At 71.7% G+C, this 15594-nt stretch carries 16 protein-coding genes; 13 read left to right on the forward strand and 3 right to left on the reverse strand.

Annotated features, from left to right (window positions below):
- The first annotated feature begins 120 nt into the window (after nt 1–120).
- The 8 genes from CGL27_RS34445 (at nt 121) to CGL27_RS34480 (ending at nt 9208) form a co-directional block, all read left to right on the forward strand.
- Nucleotides 121–1632 (forward strand): ATP-binding protein, encoded by a 1512-nt coding sequence (locus tag CGL27_RS34445; RefSeq protein ID WP_119991744.1) that lies wholly within the window; start codon nt 121–123, stop codon nt 1630–1632.
- Nucleotides 1629–2057 (forward strand): roadblock/LC7 domain-containing protein, encoded by a 429-nt coding sequence (locus CGL27_RS34450; RefSeq protein WP_078644260.1) that lies wholly within the window; start codon nt 1629–1631, stop codon nt 2055–2057. The genes CGL27_RS34445 and CGL27_RS34450 overlap by 4 nt, the downstream gene beginning before the upstream one ends.
- On the forward strand, nt 2054–2410 hold the full coding sequence (locus CGL27_RS34455; RefSeq protein ID WP_078644261.1) for a DUF742 domain-containing protein: 357 nt from the start codon (nt 2054–2056) through the stop codon (nt 2408–2410). Before CGL27_RS34450 ends, CGL27_RS34455 begins: the two co-directional genes overlap by 4 nt.
- Nucleotides 2388–3002: an ATP/GTP-binding protein gene (locus tag CGL27_RS34460; RefSeq protein WP_078644263.1), complete on the forward strand. Its 615-nt coding sequence runs from the start codon at nt 2388–2390 to the stop codon at nt 3000–3002. The genes CGL27_RS34455 and CGL27_RS34460 overlap by 23 nt, the downstream gene beginning before the upstream one ends.
- Nucleotides 2999–4471 carry a cytochrome P450 gene (locus tag CGL27_RS52420; RefSeq protein ID WP_237299272.1) on the forward strand — a complete coding sequence of 491 codons (1473 nt, stop codon included), beginning with the start codon at nt 2999–3001 and terminating at the stop codon, nt 4469–4471. The genes CGL27_RS34460 and CGL27_RS52420 overlap by 4 nt, the downstream gene beginning before the upstream one ends.
- Nucleotides 4453–5568, forward strand: a complete 1116-nt coding sequence (locus CGL27_RS34470; protein ID WP_237299274.1) for a cytochrome P450 — start codon at nt 4453–4455, stop codon at nt 5566–5568. Before CGL27_RS52420 ends, CGL27_RS34470 begins: the two co-directional genes overlap by 19 nt.
- Before the next feature lie 88 nt (nt 5569–5656).
- On the forward strand, nt 5657–7747 hold the full coding sequence (locus CGL27_RS34475) for an APC family permease (RefSeq protein WP_119991745.1): 2091 nt from the start codon (nt 5657–5659) through the stop codon (nt 7745–7747).
- A gap of 117 nt (nt 7748–7864) precedes the next feature.
- Nucleotides 7865–9208: a TRAM domain-containing protein gene (locus tag CGL27_RS34480; RefSeq protein WP_078644268.1), complete on the forward strand. Its 1344-nt coding sequence runs from the start codon at nt 7865–7867 to the stop codon at nt 9206–9208.
- A 36-nt stretch (nt 9209–9244) separates the two neighbouring features.
- On the opposite strand, the gene CGL27_RS34485 is transcribed toward CGL27_RS34480, so the two are convergent.
- Entirely contained in the window at nt 9245–10186 is a 942-nt protein-coding gene (locus CGL27_RS34485) for a hypothetical protein (RefSeq protein ID WP_119994690.1), read from the reverse strand.
- 675 nt (nt 10187–10861) lie between these two features.
- On the opposite strand from CGL27_RS34485, the gene CGL27_RS34490 reads away from it, so the two are divergent.
- Together CGL27_RS34490 and CGL27_RS34495 are read left to right on the forward strand one after the other, a co-directional pair.
- Nucleotides 10862–11653 (forward strand): DNA-binding response regulator, encoded by a 792-nt coding sequence (locus tag CGL27_RS34490; protein ID WP_119991746.1) that lies wholly within the window; start codon nt 10862–10864, stop codon nt 11651–11653.
- Between the two features lie 87 nt (nt 11654–11740).
- Complete coding sequence (locus tag CGL27_RS34495) at nt 11741–12529, forward strand: LuxR family transcriptional regulator (RefSeq protein ID WP_078644271.1); 789 nt, start codon at nt 11741–11743, stop codon at nt 12527–12529.
- 81 nt (nt 12530–12610) lie between these two features.
- Here the strand turns inward: CGL27_RS34495 and CGL27_RS50345 are convergent, their stop codons facing one another.
- Nucleotides 12611–12769, reverse strand: coding sequence for a hypothetical protein (locus tag CGL27_RS50345; RefSeq protein WP_159037864.1), 159 nt, complete (start codon nt 12767–12769; stop codon nt 12611–12613).
- 51 nt (nt 12770–12820) lie between these two features.
- On the opposite strand from CGL27_RS50345, the gene CGL27_RS34500 reads away from it, so the two are divergent.
- Nucleotides 12821–13615, forward strand: a complete 795-nt coding sequence (locus CGL27_RS34500) for a helix-turn-helix domain-containing protein (protein WP_240450730.1) — start codon at nt 12821–12823, stop codon at nt 13613–13615.
- A 51-nt stretch (nt 13616–13666) separates the two neighbouring features.
- Here CGL27_RS34500 and CGL27_RS34505 read toward each other — a convergent pair whose 3' ends face one another.
- On the reverse strand, nt 13667–13996 hold the full coding sequence (locus tag CGL27_RS34505; protein ID WP_119991747.1) for a DUF6269 family protein: 330 nt from the start codon (nt 13994–13996) through the stop codon (nt 13667–13669).
- A gap of 428 nt (nt 13997–14424) precedes the next feature.
- Here CGL27_RS34505 and CGL27_RS34510 point away from each other — a divergent pair, with 428 nt between their 5' ends.
- Together CGL27_RS34510 and CGL27_RS34515 are read left to right on the forward strand one after the other, a co-directional pair.
- Nucleotides 14425–15198: a thioesterase domain-containing protein gene (locus tag CGL27_RS34510; RefSeq protein WP_119991748.1), complete on the forward strand. Its 774-nt coding sequence runs from the start codon at nt 14425–14427 to the stop codon at nt 15196–15198.
- A 117-nt stretch (nt 15199–15315) separates the two neighbouring features.
- A complete protein-coding gene (locus CGL27_RS34515; protein ID WP_078644275.1) occupies nt 15316–15567 on the forward strand; it encodes an acyl carrier protein in 252 nt (83 codons plus the stop codon).
- Nucleotides 15568–15594 lie beyond the last annotated feature (27 nt).

The raw sequence follows: 15594 nt of genomic DNA on the forward strand, positions 1-15594 counted from the left end.
CGGGCGTCGGATACTAGGTCACGACATGGCTAAGATGATCGCCGTATTCCGTTTCCGGACGGGACATCAGGGCTCTGAATCGTTCCTTCCGCGCCCGCGTTCTTCTGCACGAGGTTCCTGATGACTGATCACATAACGGAGGCGGTGAGCTGGTGTCTGGCCGCCGCGCTTCTCGTCGTCCTGGTGCTTCTGATCCGCCAGCGGCAGATCACCGCCGGAGTCCGCAGGCGCAACGCCACTCTCGAGGACAGCCTGCGGTCCCGTGACGAGGAGGTGCAGCACCTCGTCGACGTACGCCTCCCGTCGATCGCCGATGTGCTGAGCCAGCCCGGCCCGCTGCCGGGCCTGCGGGACGAGAAACTGGCCGGTACGGCCTTCGCCCAGAGCCTGCACGCCGTCATGGAACAGTTCACCCGCGCGGTGGACAAGGCACAGACGCGCGCCGACGCCTCCGCCAAGGCGGCGCTCAAGGCGTCCATGCGAGCCGTCCAGGGACTCGCCAACGAGCAGCAGGTGTCGATCTCCGAGATGCAGGAGCGGCACGACAACCCCGATGTGCTGCGGGACCTGCTGGAGATCGACCACGCCAACGCCCAGTTCGGCCGGCGTGCCCAGGCCATCGCCGTGCTCTGCGGCTCCTGGCCCGGCCGTCAGCGGCTGGCCTCCTCGCTGACCGATGTCGTCCGCGGCTCCAAGTCGCGCATCCGCGACTACCAGCGGGTGCAGGTGCACGCCCTGATCGACGTCGCCGTGGTGAGCCGGGCCGTGGAGCCCGTCGTGCTCGCGGTCGCCGAGCTGCTGGACAACGCCGCCCGCCACTCGCAGCCCAACACCTCGGTGGAGGTCAGCCTCCAGCCGGTGCACAACGGGGCCTGCATCGTGATCGACGACGCCGGTGTGGGCATGGACGGCCTGGAGGTCCAGCGGGCCGCCGCCCTGCTCTCCGGCCAGCGCGCCGTGGACGTCTCCCGGCTCGGCGACCCGCCGCAGTTCGGCTTCGCCGTGGTGGGCCTGCTGGCCGCGCGGTACGGCTTCAGCGTCTCGGTGGACACCCGGTCCCCGTACGGCGGTGTGCGTGCCGTGCTGTTCCTCCCGAGCGAGCTGCTCACCCATATCGACCCCGACGGACGGGCGGGCACCGCGGCGCAGGACCCCGAGGGCGCCGAGCCGCTGCACACCCTGCCCTCCCGCCGCACCCGCGCCCCCAGAAGAGCGCGGCAGGCGCAGACCGCTCCGGCCGAGGCCCAGACCCCGCCCCGGGGCCAGGTCCCGCCCCAGGCCCCGCCTCCGGCGCCCGCTCCCACTCCCGCGCCCGCCCCGGCCCCGGCACCCGCCCCGGCGCCCCAGCCGTCCCTGGGCGACGACGAGGCCACACGCGTGTACGGCACCACGCAGGGCGGTCTGCCCAAGCGCCGCCGCAGGCAGGCCGCCGCCACTCCGCCGGCCGCCGACTGGTCCATTGGGGCCGGGCGGACCGGCGCCGCCGAATCCGACGACACCGGCGCGCACCGCGCGCGTTCGGCGGAGGAAACCGCCTCGCGGTTGGGCGCGTTCGCGCGCGGCACCCGCTCCGGCCGTGCCGACACCCAGGACTCCGCCCCTCACCATGACGAAGGGAATCGCCAGGCATGAACGACCATCTCAACAACGAGCTCGGCTGGATGCTCGACGAGGTCGTCAAGATGCCGGAGGCACGGCACGCGATCCTGCTCTCCGCGGACGGGATGCTGCGGGCGTACTCCGAGGGCATCGCCCGCGACGAGGCCGAGCGCCAGGCCGCCGCACTCTCCGGGCTGCAGTCGATCAGCCGCTCCACCTCCGAGTTCTGTGATCCGAACGAGACGCCCTGGCAGCAGACGCTGGTCGAGTTCGTCGGCGGGTACGTCTTCCTGATCGCCGCCGGGCCCGGCGCGTATCTGGCGGTCTCGGCCACCGAGGCCGTGGACATGGAGGCGGTCAGCTACCGGATGCAGAAGCTGGTCGACCGGCTCGGCAAGGAGCTCACCAGCCCGCCGCGGCAGGGCCTCCCGCGGCAGGGGATCGGCAGCCGCGCATGAGCCCGGGGCGGCGCGAACGAGGGTTGGTACGGCCGTATGTGGTCACCGACGGCCGTGCCTACCCGACTCGCAACACCTTCGACCTGGTGACCCTGGTCATGGCCCACCCCGACCGGCCGCTCACCGGGCTCAGCCCCGAGAAGCGGCGGGTCATGGAGCTGTGCCTGGGCGGCGCGCTCTCGGTGGCCGAGGTCTCCGGGTACCTGGAGCTGCCCGTCAGCGTCACCAAGGTCCTGCTCGGTGACCTCGTGGACAGCGGCCACGTCTCCACACGGTCCCCGATCCCCGCCGCCGACGTCCCCGACACCCAGCTCCTGCAGGAGGTGCTCGATGGACTCCGCGCTCGCCTCTGACGACAAGGCGGTCTATCTGCCCCATACGGTGCGGGTGGCGGCGAAGATCCTGGTCGTCGGACACTTCGCCGTCGGCAAGACGACCTACGTGGGCTCGCTGTCCGAGATCCGGCCGCTGCGCACCGAGGAGACGATGACCCAGGCCGGTGCGCTCATCGACGACCTGCGGGGCACCGAGGACAAGACGACCACCACCGTCGCCATGGACTTCGGCCGGCTCACCCTCAGCGAGTCCCTGGTGCTCTATCTGTTCGGCGCGCCGGGACAGCGGCGCTTCACCCGGCTGTGGCGGGACATGACGAACGGGGCGCTGGGCGCGCTCGTCCTGGCCGACACCCGGCGGCTGGAGCAGTCCTTCCCGGTGATGGCCGTCCTGGAGGAGCACGGACTGCCGTACGCCGTCGCCGTCAACCAGTTCGAGGGCTCTCCCCGCTTCGCGGAGCCGGAGGTCAGGGAGGCCCTCGATCTGCTTCCGGAAACCCCCCTGGTGACCTGTGACGCCCGGGACCGGATCTCCTCCACCCACGCGCTGATCGCCCTCGTCCAATATCTACAGGCCCGCCAGACCCGTAGTTCTCAGGAGATTGTGTGACCAACCGTCCAGCCGCCGGCCCCGTTCCCCCACCGGGCTGCCCCGCGCACGCGGGCCCCGCCGAGGCCGTGGGCGCCACCGGGCAGAGCGCGGCCGTACCGATGTACGGTCCCGAGTTCGCCGCCGACCCGCACGGCACCTACGCGCGGATGCGCGCCACCCATGGGCCGATCGCACCGGTCGAGCTGACGCCGGGGGTGTACGCCTCGCTGGTCACCAGCTACCCGCTCGGCCTGGAGATCCTGCGCGACACCGAACGGTTCGCCAAGGACCCGCGCGGCTGGCGGGCGATGGCGGACGGGAGCGTGGGGCCGGACAACCCGGTCGCCCCGATGATGATGTACCGGCCGAACGCGCTGTTCTGCGACGGCGAGGCACACGCCCGGCTGCGCGGGGCGATCACCGACAGCCTGGACCGGGTGGACCCGCACGCCCTCAGCGAGTACGTCGAGCGCAGCGCCGAGACGCTGATCGACGCCTTCGCCTCCCGGGGCGAGGCCGAACTGATCACCGAGTACGCGTCGGTGCTTCCGCTGCTGGTCTTCAACCAGCTCTTCGGCGCACGCCCCGCGGACGGGCCGAAGCTGGTCGAGACGATGATGAAGCTCTTCGACAGCGGCGAGGAGGCGGCGGCGGCCAACGACGAGCTGCTCCACTGGATCTCCGGCCTGCTGGCGGACAAGCGCCGGCAGCTCTCCGCCGACGTCACCTCCTGGCTGATCGCGCATCCCTCGCAGCTCACCGACGACGAGCTGATGCAGCAGATGATCCTGCTGATGGCGGCCGGTACCGACCCCCAGCAGAACCTGATCGCCAACGCGCTGCGCCTGCTGCTGTCGGACGACCGCTTCGCCGGTGAGCTGTCCGGCGGCAGCATGCCCGTCCAGGACGCCCTGGACGAGGTCCTGTGGAACGACCCGCCGATGGCCAACTACGGCACCCGGTTCCCCCGGTACGACTGCGACGTGGCGGGCGTACGGCTGCGCAAGGGCGAACCGGTGCTCATCAGCTACGCCGCGGCCAACCACGAGGCGTCCCTGGCCTCCGACCGCCGGTCCGGCAACAAGGCCCATCTGGCCTGGAGCGCGGGCGCCCACCGCTGCCCCGCCGAGCGGCCCGCCCGGGTGATCGCCTCCGTGGCCATCGAGCGGCTCCTGGACCGCCTCCCGGACATGGAACTGGCGGTCCCCGTCGAGCGGCTGACCTGGCGGACCGGGCCCTTCACTCGCGCCCTGGCCGCCCTGCCGGTGCGCTTCCCCGCCCAAGCGGTCGCCGTGAACGAGCCGTTCGCGGCGTCCGTGTCCGAGCCGGTCCGATTCGACGAGACCTCTGGAGTCAGCCAATGGAACCCCGTCCCATCGTCCTCGACCCCGCCGGCCGCGACATCGCCGGAGAGGCAGCCCGAGTCGCCGCAGGCGGCGAGGCGACGCTTGTTGAGCTTCCTGACGGCGTGGTGGCGTGGGCAATAACCCGCCAGCGGACCCTCAAGGAGCTGCTGACCGACCCCCGGGTCTCCAAGGACCCCCGGCAGCACTGGCCCGTGTGGATCAACGGTGAGATCACGCCCGAGTGGCCGCTGATCACCTGGGTCGCCGTCGAGAACATGTTCACCGCCTACGGCGGCGACCACCGGCGGCTGCGCACCCTGGTCTCCAAGGCGTTCACCGCCCGGCGCACCGCCGCCCTGCGGCCGCGCGTCGAGGAGATCTGCACCACGCTCCTGGACGACCTGGCCGCCGCGCCGGGCGAGGTGGTCGACCTGCGCGAGGCGTACGCGTACCCGCTGCCGATCCAGGTGATCTCCGAGCTGTTCGGGCTCGACGACGAGAACCTGCGCGAGCGGATGCGCCGGGTCGTGGACAGCATCTTCCACACCTCCGCCTCCCCGGAGGAGGTCACCGCCACATTCAACGAGATGTACGCCGTCCTCGGCGAGCTGGTGGCCACCAAGCGCGAGCGGCCCGGCGACGACCTCACCAGCGGGCTGATCGCGGTGCGGGACGAGGAGAGCGGCTCCAAGCTCAGCGAGAAGGAGCTGACCGACACCCTCGCCCTGTTCCTCTCGGCCGGCCATGAGACCACGGTCAACCTGCTGGACAACGCCATCCACGCGCTGCTCACCCGGCCCGAGCAGCTCGAGCACGTCCGGGCCGGCCGGGCCACCTGGGAGGACGTGATCGAGGAGACGCTGCGGCACTCCGCCCCGGTCGCCAACCTGCCACTGCGCTACGCCGTGGAGGACATCGAGCTGGACAGCGGCGTGGTGCTGCACCAGGGCGACGCGATCCTGGCCGCCTACGCGGCCGCCGGACGCGACCCGGAGGTGCACGGCGCGGACGCGGACCGCTTCGACGTCACCCGGCGGCTCAAGAGCCACCTGGCGTTCGGCCACGGCGTCCATCTGTGCGTCGGCGCCCCGCTGGGCCGGCTGGAGGCCGCGATCGCGCTCCCGGCGCTCTTCGACCGCTTCCCCGGGCTCACGCTCGCGTCCGGGCAGGAGCCGCTGGAGCCGGTGGAGTCCTTCATCTCCAACGGCCACCGCACCCTGCCCGCGCGCCTGGCCTGATCGCCTCCGGCGCACTGCTCCCGCCCGCCCCTTTTCCCGGGGGTGGGCGGGTGGGCGGGGGCCCGGGCTACCCCTTACGATCCTCTGCGTGTCCAAACTGACCGACCTCCCGAAACGGATCCTGATCGGGCGGGCCCTGCGCAGCGACAAGCTGGGGGAGACTCTCCTCCCCAAGCGCATCGCGCTCCCCGTCTTCGCTTCCGACCCCCTGTCCTCCGTCGCGTATGCGCCGGGGCAGGTGATGATCGTTCTGTCCGTGGCGGGTGCGTCGGCCTACCACTACAGCCCGTGGATCACGATCGCCATCATCGTGCTGATGTTCACGGTGGTCGCCTCGTACCGCCAGAACGTGCACGCGTACCCCAGCGGGGGTGGCGACTACGAGGTCGCCACCACCAACCTCGGCCCCAAGGCGGGTCTGACGGTCGCCAGCGCCCTGCTGGTCGACTACGTCCTCACGGTGGCGGTGTCGATCTCCTCCGGTGTGGAGAACCTCGGTTCGGCCGTCCCCTTCTTCGTCGAGAACAAGACACTGTGCGCGGTCGGGATCATCCTGCTGCTGACGCTCATGAACCTGCGGGGCGTACGGGAGTCGGGCAAGCTCTTCGCGATCCCCACCTATGTCTTCGTCGGCGGCGTCTTCGTGATGATCCTGTGGGGCGCCTACCGCGGGCTGGTCCTGGGTGACGACATGAAGGCCCCCACCGCGGGCTTCGAGGTCCACGCCGAGCAGACCGGGCTGGCCGGTTTCGCGCTGATCTTCCTGCTGCTGCGCGCGTTCTCCGACGGCTGCGCGGCCCTGACCGGCGTCGAGGCGATCAGCAACGGCGTGCCCGCCTTCCGCAAGCCCAAGAGCCGTAACGCGGCGACGACGCTGGCGCTGATGGGCGGCCTCGCCGTGACCATGTTCGTCGGCATCATCACGCTGGCCCTGGTGACCAACGTCAAGATGGCCGAGAACCCCGCGCACGACCTGCTGAAGAACGGCACTCCGCTCGGCGCCGACTACACCCAGAACCCGGTGATCTCGCAGGTCGCGGCCGCGGTCTTCGGCGACGGCTCGTTCTTCTTCGTGGTGCTGGCCGCGGCCACCGCGCTGGTGCTGTTCCTGGCCGCCAACACCGCGTACAACGGCTTCCCGCTGCTCGGCTCGATCCTGGCCCAGGACCGCTATCTGCCCCGCCAGCTGCACACCCGCGGCGACCGGCTCGCCTTCTCCAACGGCATCGTGCTGCTCGCCTCGGCCGCCGCGGTCCTGGTCTACCTCTACGGGGCCGACTCCACCCGGCTGATCCAGCTCTACATCGTCGGCGTCTTCGTCTCCTTCACCCTCAGCCAGACCGGCATGGTGCGGCACTGGAACCGCCATCTGGCCACCGAGCGGGACCCGAACGCCCGCCGCCGGATGGTCCGCGCCCGTGCGATCAACACCTTCGGGGCCTTCTTCACCGGCCTGGTGCTGGTCGTGGTGCTGCTGACGAAGTTCACCCACGGCGCCTGGGTCGCCCTGCTCGGCATGGTCATCTTCTACGTCACCATGACGGCCATCAGGCGCCACTACGACGGCGTCTCCGAGGAACTCGCGGCGGCCACCGAACAGCTCGACGAGGAGGAGGTGCGCCCCTCCCGGGTGCACTCCCTCGTGCTGGTCTCCAAGGTCCACAAGCCGACGCTGCGCGCCCTGGCCTACGCCAAGCTGATGCGCTCGCACCGGCTGGAGGCGCTGAGCATCAACGTGGACCCCGCCGAGACCAAGGCGCTGCAGCGGGTGTGGCAGGAGCGCGGCATCGATGTGCCGCTGAAGATCCTCGACTCGCCCTACCGCGAGATCACCCGGCCGGTCATCGACTACGTCAAGAGCCTGCGCCGGGAGAGCCCGCGCGATGTGGTCTCCGTCTTCATCCCCGAGTACGTGGTCGGCCACTGGTACGAGCATCTGCTGCACAACCAGAGCGCGCTGCGGCTCAAGGGGCGGCTGCTGTTCACCCCGGGCGTCATGGTCACCTCAGTGCCGTGGCAGCTCGACTCCTCCGAGCTGGCCCGGAAGCGGGCGCGCAAGCGGGCCGAGTGGAACGCCCCGGGGGCGGTGCGGCGCGGCCCGGTGATTCCGGCCAAGCGGGAGAAGGGCGAGAAGGGGCCCAGGGGCGAGAAGCCGGGCGTCACCTCGCAGGTTCCCTGACGGTGGGCCCGCGGGGCCGGGACATCAGGGCGTGACGGGGTGAGGGCGGGCGCGACGTAGACTGGTGGGCTGTTGTCCCACCGCGCCCCCTCACCCCCTCTGGAGCCTGAACCCGCCATGCAAAGTGAACCCAAGGCATCGCTGGTCGGCGAGGAGTACGAGGTCGAGGTCGGCCCGGTGGCGCACGGCGGCCACTGCATCGCCCGGACCGGCGAGGGCCAGGTGCTCTTCGTCCGGCACGCGCTGCCCGGTGAGCGGGTCGTCGCCCGGGTGACCGAGGGCGAGGAGGGCGCACGCTTCCTGCGCGCCGACGCGGTGCGGGTGCTGGACGCCTCCAAGGACCGGGTCGAGGCGCCGTGCCCGTTCGCCGGCCCCGGCAAATGCGGCGGCTGCGACTGGCAGCACGCGGCCCCCGGCGCCCAGCGCAGGCTGAAGGCCGAGGTGATCACCGAGCAGCTCGCCCGGCTGGCGGGGCTCACCCCCGAGGAGGCGGGCTGGGACGGCACGGTCGAGCCCGCGCCCGGCGACAAGGTGGCCCGCGGCGAGGTCCCGGCCTGGCGCACTCGGGTGCAGTACGCGGTGGACGAGCAGGGCCGGCCCGGACTGCGCCGCCACCGCTCGCACGAGGTCGAGCCGATCGACCACTGCCTGATCGCCGCCCCCGGCGTCACCGAACTCGGCGTCGAGAAGCGCGAATGGCCCCAGATCGCCAGCGTGGAGGCCATCGCCGCCACCGGCTCCTCCGACCGCCAGGTCGTCCTCACCCCGCGCCCCGGCGGCCGGCTGCCGATCGTCGAACTGGACCGGCCGGTCTCCGTGCTGCGGGTCAGCGAGTCCCGCGGCCGTGACCGGACCCGTCTGGTGCACCGCGTCCACGGCCGCCCCTTCGTCCGCGAGCGCGCGGCGGGCCGCACCTGGCGGGTCGGCGAGGCCGGTTTCTGGCAGGTCCACCCCAAGGCGGCGGACGTCCTGGTCGAGGCCGTCATGCAGGGCCTGATGCCCCGCCAGGGCGAGACGGCCCTCGATCTGTACTGCGGGGTCGGCCTCTTCGCGGGCGCGATCGCCGAGCGGGTGGGGGAGCGCGGCGCGGTGCTGGGCATCGAGTCCAGCAAGCGCTCGGTGGAGGACGCCCGGCACAACCTCCAGGACCTGGAGCGCGTCCGCATCGAGCACGGCAAGGTCGAGCAGGTGCTGCCCCGCACCGGGATCACCGAGGCCGACCTCATCGTCCTGGACCCGCCCCGCGCGGGCGCGGGCAAGGAGACGGTGACCCGCCTCGCGGCCCTGGGCGCCCGCCGTATCGCCTACGTCGCCTGCGACCCGGCGGCACTCGCCCGCGACCTGAAGTACTTCCGCGAGGAGGGCTACTCCCCGCGCCGCACACGTGCCTTCGACCTCTTCCCGGTCACGCACCATGTGGAGTGCGTGGCGGTGCTGGAGCCCACGCGCGAGGGGCGCTGAGGCGGGAGGCTTCGGCCTCGGCGCGCCCGCGCGGCATCAGCCGGGCGGGGCGGCGGCCACTTCCGGGCGGGTCCGGGACGGGCCCCGGGTGAGCGTCCACATCATCGCGCCGCCCGCCGCGACGGCGCACAGGTGCAGGGCGATCGCGAGGCCCAACTGCTCGGGGAGCGTGACGTCCGGGGGCGCCGCGATCGCGACGTACAGCGTGAGGGGCAGCTTCCAGCCGCTCCACGCGAACAGCGAGCCCGAGCCGAGCCAGCCGAGGACCGATGGCAGCCAGCGGGGGAGCCGTCCGGGTCCTTCGCGGCCCGGCCGTGCCACGGCGAACGCGGCGACCAGCGCCCATGTGCCGCAGATCCCGCACAGCAGGCGCCAGGTGGCGCGGCCCTCGTCGGGGTGGGCGAGCCCGGCGGTGCCGCCCGCCGCCCAGTACAGCCATATCAGCCCGACGGCGGCGCCGAGGGCCACGGCCGCCCGGCCGAGCGGTGAGGGCCCGCCGCCCCGGCGGGTGAACGCCTCCGGCCAGCGCCTGCGCAGATAGGCGGGGAGCGCGAGGGTGAGGCCCAGGCCCATGCCGATGAAGCCGAACTGGATCAGCGCCGCCTCCCAGCCGGGCATCGTGGGGTCGCTGTCGCCCCCGGAGGTGTCCGGTTCCGACAGCAGCGAGTCGACCAGCGCGTACGGCAGCATCGATACCAGGAACCCCGCGCCGACCCAGGCGCAGACCACCACCGGCACTGCGGGGAGCCGCATCCCCCACGGCCGGGCCAGCGCCAGCCCGAGAGCGATCCCGACGGCCGCCATGCCGACCGTCACGGTGTTGAGCACCACCCACTCGGCGAGCCCGAACCCGGCCCCGACCGGCGCCAGTCCGAGCAGCGAGCCGACCACCCACGACACCTTGATCACGGCATACGGGGCCATGGCGGCGGCGCCCCCGTACGCGGCCAGCCGCCCCACCCGGTCCCACCGGTCCATCGAGCTCTCCTTCTGTGCGTTGCGATCATCTTCGCGCTCGGCGTCGGGGACCGCCTCCCTCTCCGGGACCATCCGGCTCCGCCGCACGGGGGAGCCGGATTCGTTCCCCGGCAGGACGGGCGGGGAGTGGAAAGCGCGGCCGAATTCATTCCGTCTGCGCGGCTGATTTCTTTATCGCTCAACAAAAAAGGGTTCAATTCGTGGCGCTTTTCGGCCGATATCGCCGACCGAAAATGCCTGGTGTTGATGTGGTCATTACCGCCTACTGTGGCGTAAGGTGCTCGATCGGCCCCTGGGGCTGTGCCATCACGTGATCACCGTAGGCAACAAGGTGCCTGTGAGGGAGCGGTGTTGACCTCAAGAGGACACTAGTGTGGCGAAGGGTGACCATGTGTGTGCGGTGCGGTGTGAAAGGGAGGGGGAGCCGTTCCGCTTAGGGGGTCGGTGCGCAGCAACCTGACAGCGACGGCGCATCGGTGCACGCTTTCACGGAAAACGGTCGTTTACTTGTTCTTTGGCTGGTGAGCGCCTTGACCCGCTGACGGTTGACCCAATCTGTTCGCTCAATCTAGTGTCCAATACACTGCTACGCACGGTGTCATTCCGCTCGGGCGAATTCTCAGGGCTCGGCGGGTGATGATGAGCCGGTGCATGCCAATCGACGGGGGAGTCGGGATGGGTGTGGCAATTGATCCACGTGGTATTGATCCACGTGGTGCCGACGAGAAGGCGGAGCGGGCCGATGAGTCGGCCTCTCATCTGGAACAGGCGCTGTTGCAGGCGCGCAAGCTGATCGAGTCCACGGTCCTGCTGCACTCGCGCAGGCTGACGATGCCGTCCCCGGTGGTGCGCACCGACGGTGCCCGGCTCGGCGACTCTCTCGCCCAGCTCATCGCCGGCGCCCGGTACTCGGTGTCCGTGACCCTCACCGGCGCGGGCGCCTTCGAGAGCGCCGTGACCGAGGAGCTGGACCGTACTCCGAGCCGGGCGGTGGTCCGGGTGCTGTGCAACGTGCCGGCCGCGGAGGGAGTGGCCGAGCGGCTGCGTCCGCTCACCCGGGTCCGTCCCGAAGTTCGCGTGTCGCAGAGCGAGTTGCGCGGCATCGTGGTGGTCGACGGCGCCTCGGCACTGGTGCAGACGCATGTCCAGGAGCCGGAGGGGCAGGTCGCCGTCGTCAACGACCTGGGCGCCGTACGGGCCTTGGAGCTCCTCTTCGCCGGCGCCTGGTCCCGGGGGCGGAAGCTGGCGGATCACCTCGGGCTCGCGCCGAGGCTGCGCACGGAGTTCGCCCGGACTGTTCTGGAGGCCCTGCGCGCCGGTCACACCGATGAGACCGCGGCGCGGGGGATCAATGTGTCGCTGCGCACCTATCGCCGGCATGTCGCGGAGATCATGCGGGAGCTGGACGCCAGCTCGCGCTTCCAGGCCGGGGCGCGCGCGGTCGAGCTCGGCCTGCTCGCCGACTGAGGGCGAACGACACAACGCTGTCGGGACCGGGCCGTCACGGGGGACCCCGGCGGCCCGCTGATCCACATCTTCAGGGGGATGGTTGGCATGTCCGGTTGGCGCGAGGACGAACTCGAAAAGGCCCTGTTGGAAGCGAAGGCGCGCATCGAGTCGATGGTCGCGCTGCACCGGGACCGCAGCTCCCAGGAACAGCTCATCACCGTGGTCGACAACGCCTATGACGTCGTGCTGGAGACGGCCGCGGGCCTCGTCAAGGAGGCGACGACCAGCATCGACATCATCCACGCGCGACGGCCGTCCAGGGCCGACCGGATCCAGCGGCGCACCGATCAGGACGAGCGGGCCCTGCTCTACGGCGCCCAGGAGGGTGTGACGATCCGGCTGCTGACCACGCCCACGCTGCTGGACGACGACTTTGTCCGCGAACAGCTGGGCCGGGAGCGGCCCGTGGCCATCCGGGTGGCCCATATGCCGCCGCTCCAGGCGCTCGTCGTGGACGACAGTGTCGCGCTCGTCGTGGCCGAGTCGGCGGCCGGCCGGCGGACCTCGGTGATACGGGTGGCGGAACTGCTGCACTCGCTGCGCATGCTCTTCGACAGCATCTGGAAAGACGCCTTCCGGGCCGGGGAACGGTTTGTCTTCGGGGACCGCACCCGGGCGGCGTTCGCCCGCCGCATCCTGAGGTACCTCCAGGCCGGGGTCACCGACGAGGTCGCGGCCCGCGAACTCACCGTTTCGGTGCGCACCTACCGGCGCTACGTCGCCGACATCATGTCCCAGCTCGGTGCCAACTCCCGCTTCCAGGCCGGGGTTCGTGCCGCTGAGCTGGGGCTTCTCCCGCCCACGCCCGGGGCGGAGCCGGGGGGCCGAGGCTAGGGCCGAGCGGGCTGGGCGGCCTGGCAGTTTCCTGTCTCTGGCGTTGCCCGGCTCCCGGGCCGTCCGATTTGATGGGGCGTATCAGAGCGGGGGACCGGCGAGCGGCAGCTCCCGCCCCGTCCCGGCGGCCGGTTGCCACTTCTGCGAGCCGTCGGTGTGCGGGATTCCGGCGCCGCGTGGCCCCGGAGCCTCGCGCCATCCGGTGTCCGCCGTGCGGAAGGCGAGTCCTCCATGAGTCACATGCCGATCGGTCCGGTATATCGGCGCGCCGACGCCGACAGGGTGGGAGCGATGAGCGACGCGTCGCGGCCGCTGAGCGGCGTCGGTGTGCTCGACAAAGCGTCCATGATTCTCAGCGTGGTTGAGCAGCGTCCCGCCAGCCTCGCCCAGGTGGTGGCGATCAGTGGGCTGCCGCGCCCCACCGTCTACCGCATCGCCACCGCCCTGGAACGGCTCGAACTGCTGAGCCGGGACGCGCACGGCCGGTTCCTGCCCGGCGCCAGGATCGGCCACTCCGGGGCCGGGCAGCCGCGCGACCGGCTGGAGCACATCGCGGAGGGCGTGCTGGCCGAACTGCACGCGCTCACCGGCCTCAACGCCCGGGTGCACCGCCGCCGCGACGCCGTGCACATCTGCGTGGCGAGCTCGGCCGACCCGGTCACCGGACAGGACGCGGTCCCCCTGGGCACGGCCCGCCCCGCCAAGTCCGGCCCTGTCGCCCAGGTGCTCCTCGCCTGGGAGGACCCGGACGAGCTGTACGCGGGGTTGCGCGGCGCACGCTTCAACGCGGCACAGCTGGCGCTGGTTCGGCAGCGCGGCTGGGCGCACGGGCCCGATGTGATGGTGCTGGACGAGCATGTGCTCGCCGTCCCGGTCCGGGACGGCGATGGCCGGGTCTCCGCCGCGCTCGTGCTGTCCGGCCCGCGGTCGAGGATGGCGAAGCTCCCCGAACGCGGGGTGCGGAACACGGTCATCGACGCCGCCGCCGGGCTGACCGAGACGCTGCCGCGCCCGCCCGCCCGCCCCCGACTGCGGAGCGTGCCGCCCCGGTCCGTCGGCACCACGGGCGGCTGGGCCGCCCGGTGACGGGCTGACCGCACCGGACCCCGGAGTCCTCACGGGCCCCCGGCGGGGGCATCACTCCCCGGCGTTGTCGCCCTGCCCCGATCCGCCCTGCCCCGATCCGCCCTGCCCCGGTCCGGCCGGCCCGTCCGGCGCGCCTGGCTCGTCCGGCGCTCCTGGGCCGCCCGCCGCCTGGCCGTCGGTGGCTTTCCCCTCGGCCGGGGCTTCCGTCCCCGGGCACGGCTGCCCCGTCAGGGCGTCGACGAATCGCTCCAGTAGCTCGCCCCAGGGCGCCCCGCAGTCGCGCAGACACGTCTCCTGGTCGCGGGCGATCTGCTCCTCCAGACGGGCCAGGAACGCCCATGGAGGCTCGGCCGCGGCCGGAGAGGTCGGGTCGTCGGTCATCGGGCGGCTCGCTGGGTGGTGGGGACGGGGACCGATACGGAGAATCTCCTGCGCATCCTGCCCTGCCCGGGCGCCCGTGATCCATCGTGACGCCGCTTGCGCCACGCACTGGCAACAAGCTGTTATGCCGCGCCCGCGAGGCCCCTCCGGCCGCTCCGGGCCCGCTTCCGGAGCCCTCCCTGGCACCTTCCTGAAGGGGACGTTGAGGCGCGCGGTGGGCCTGGTTAGAAAGGTGTCCCGGGTCCTACGGCCCGCCGCACCGCGGGCGGCGTAGTCGACCCGGCGGTGGGGCCCTTCCCCGCGACCCGCTGCCGAACACCTCACGGGGCACAGGCAGCAAGGCAGCGAGCCCACCGGGAGCGTGTCCGCTCCCGGGAGGCGGGCCGGCCGCCGCCCCGGCAGCGGGAGACAGCCACGAGGAGAGCGCGATGACATCGTCCGGCAGTGCCCGAACCACCCGCTGGTTCCGGCGGTACCCGGCGGCCGGACAGCCACGGGCGCGGCTGGTCTGTTTGCCCCACGCGGGCGGGGCCGCGACGTTCTTCCACACCTGGGGCGGCGCGCTGGGCCACGGCGTCGAGGTGCTGGCCACCCGGTACCCGGGCCGCCAGGAGCGGATCGCCGAACCGTGCGCGACCAGCATGGCGGAGCTCGCCGACCCGCTGGCCGGAGAGCTGCTTCCGCTCCTCGACCTCCCGGTGGCCTTCTTCGGCCACAGCATGGGGGCGTCGCTCGCCTATGAACTGGCCCTGCGTCTCCAGCCGGAGCACGCGGACCGCCTGGCAGGCCTCTTCGTCTCGTCCCGTGAGGCTCCCCATCTGGTCACCCCCAAGGAGATCCACCTCGGCACGGACGACGAGCTGATCGCCGAAGTGGCGCGGCTCGGGGGCGCGGACGCCGCGCTGCTGGCCGACCCCGGGATCCGGGACATCGTGCTGCCGTCCGTACGGGCCGACTTCCGGATCGCGGGCACCTACCGGGCCGCGGCCCCGCGGCCCGTCGGCTGTCCGGTCGTGGCCTATGCCGGAGACCGGGACCCGGGTGCCGGGGAGAACGAGATGAGGCACTGGTCCGAGGTCGCCGGACATTCCTTCGACATGCGTGTCCTGCCCGGTGGCCATTTCTACCTGAATGCCGAGCGGGATTCCCTGACGAACGACATCAGAAGGCGCCTGGACGAAGCAGTGTTGGCACCTTCCTGACGCAAGGCGTGCACATCACATTCCCGTACTGCGATGGTTTCGAGTGCGGGAACGCAAAAGGAGCGCCGAACGGGGGGATTCCCGCCCGGCGGCAATGACCGAGAGGTTGAATTCATCATGCCTACCCTTACCGAAGAGCGCGCTGAGAAGATCAAGGAAATCGTCTGCGAGATCCTCGAGCTCGAAGAGGACGAGGTCACCGAGACCAGCCTCTTCCGCGAGGACCACGACGCCGACTCGCTGCGCGCCATCGAGATCCTCGCCTCGCTGGAGAAGGAGTTCAAGGTCGTCATCGACCAGTCCGAGCTCGCCCGCATGGTCAACCTCAAGGGTGTGGGCGAGGTCGTCGCCGAGTCAGCCGGCTGGTAATCCCTTCCGCTGTTCAAGCCGAGACTG

The organism is Streptomyces sp. 11-1-2 (assembly GCF_003595545.1).
Classification (GTDB): domain Bacteria; phylum Actinomycetota; class Actinomycetes; order Streptomycetales; family Streptomycetaceae; genus Streptomyces; species Streptomyces hygroscopicus_B.

Coding starts and splice junctions, on each gene's coding strand:
- CGL27_RS34490 (WP_119991746.1), top strand. CDS start 10,862: ATGGGTGTGGCAATTGATCCACGTGGTATTGATCCACGTGGTGCCGAC.
- CGL27_RS34505 (WP_119991747.1), bottom strand. CDS start 13,996: ATGACCGACGACCCGACCTCTCCGGCCGCGGCCGAGCCTCCATGGGCG.
- CGL27_RS34480 (WP_078644268.1), top strand. CDS start 7,865: ATGCAAAGTGAACCCAAGGCATCGCTGGTCGGCGAGGAGTACGAGGTC.
- CGL27_RS34485 (WP_119994690.1), bottom strand. CDS start 10,186: ATGGACCGGTGGGACCGGGTGGGGCGGCTGGCCGCGTACGGGGGCGCC.
- CGL27_RS34445 (WP_119991744.1), top strand. CDS start 121: ATGACTGATCACATAACGGAGGCGGTGAGCTGGTGTCTGGCCGCCGCG.
- CGL27_RS34495 (WP_078644271.1), top strand. CDS start 11,741: ATGTCCGGTTGGCGCGAGGACGAACTCGAAAAGGCCCTGTTGGAAGCG.
- CGL27_RS34500 (WP_240450730.1), top strand. CDS start 12,821: ATGAGCGACGCGTCGCGGCCGCTGAGCGGCGTCGGTGTGCTCGACAAA.
- CGL27_RS34515 (WP_078644275.1), top strand. CDS start 15,316: ATGCCTACCCTTACCGAAGAGCGCGCTGAGAAGATCAAGGAAATCGTC.
- CGL27_RS34450 (WP_078644260.1), top strand. CDS start 1,629: ATGAACGACCATCTCAACAACGAGCTCGGCTGGATGCTCGACGAGGTC.
- CGL27_RS34455 (WP_078644261.1), top strand. CDS start 2,054: ATGAGCCCGGGGCGGCGCGAACGAGGGTTGGTACGGCCGTATGTGGTC.
- CGL27_RS34510 (WP_119991748.1), top strand. CDS start 14,425: ATGACATCGTCCGGCAGTGCCCGAACCACCCGCTGGTTCCGGCGGTAC.
- CGL27_RS34460 (WP_078644263.1), top strand. CDS start 2,388: ATGGACTCCGCGCTCGCCTCTGACGACAAGGCGGTCTATCTGCCCCAT.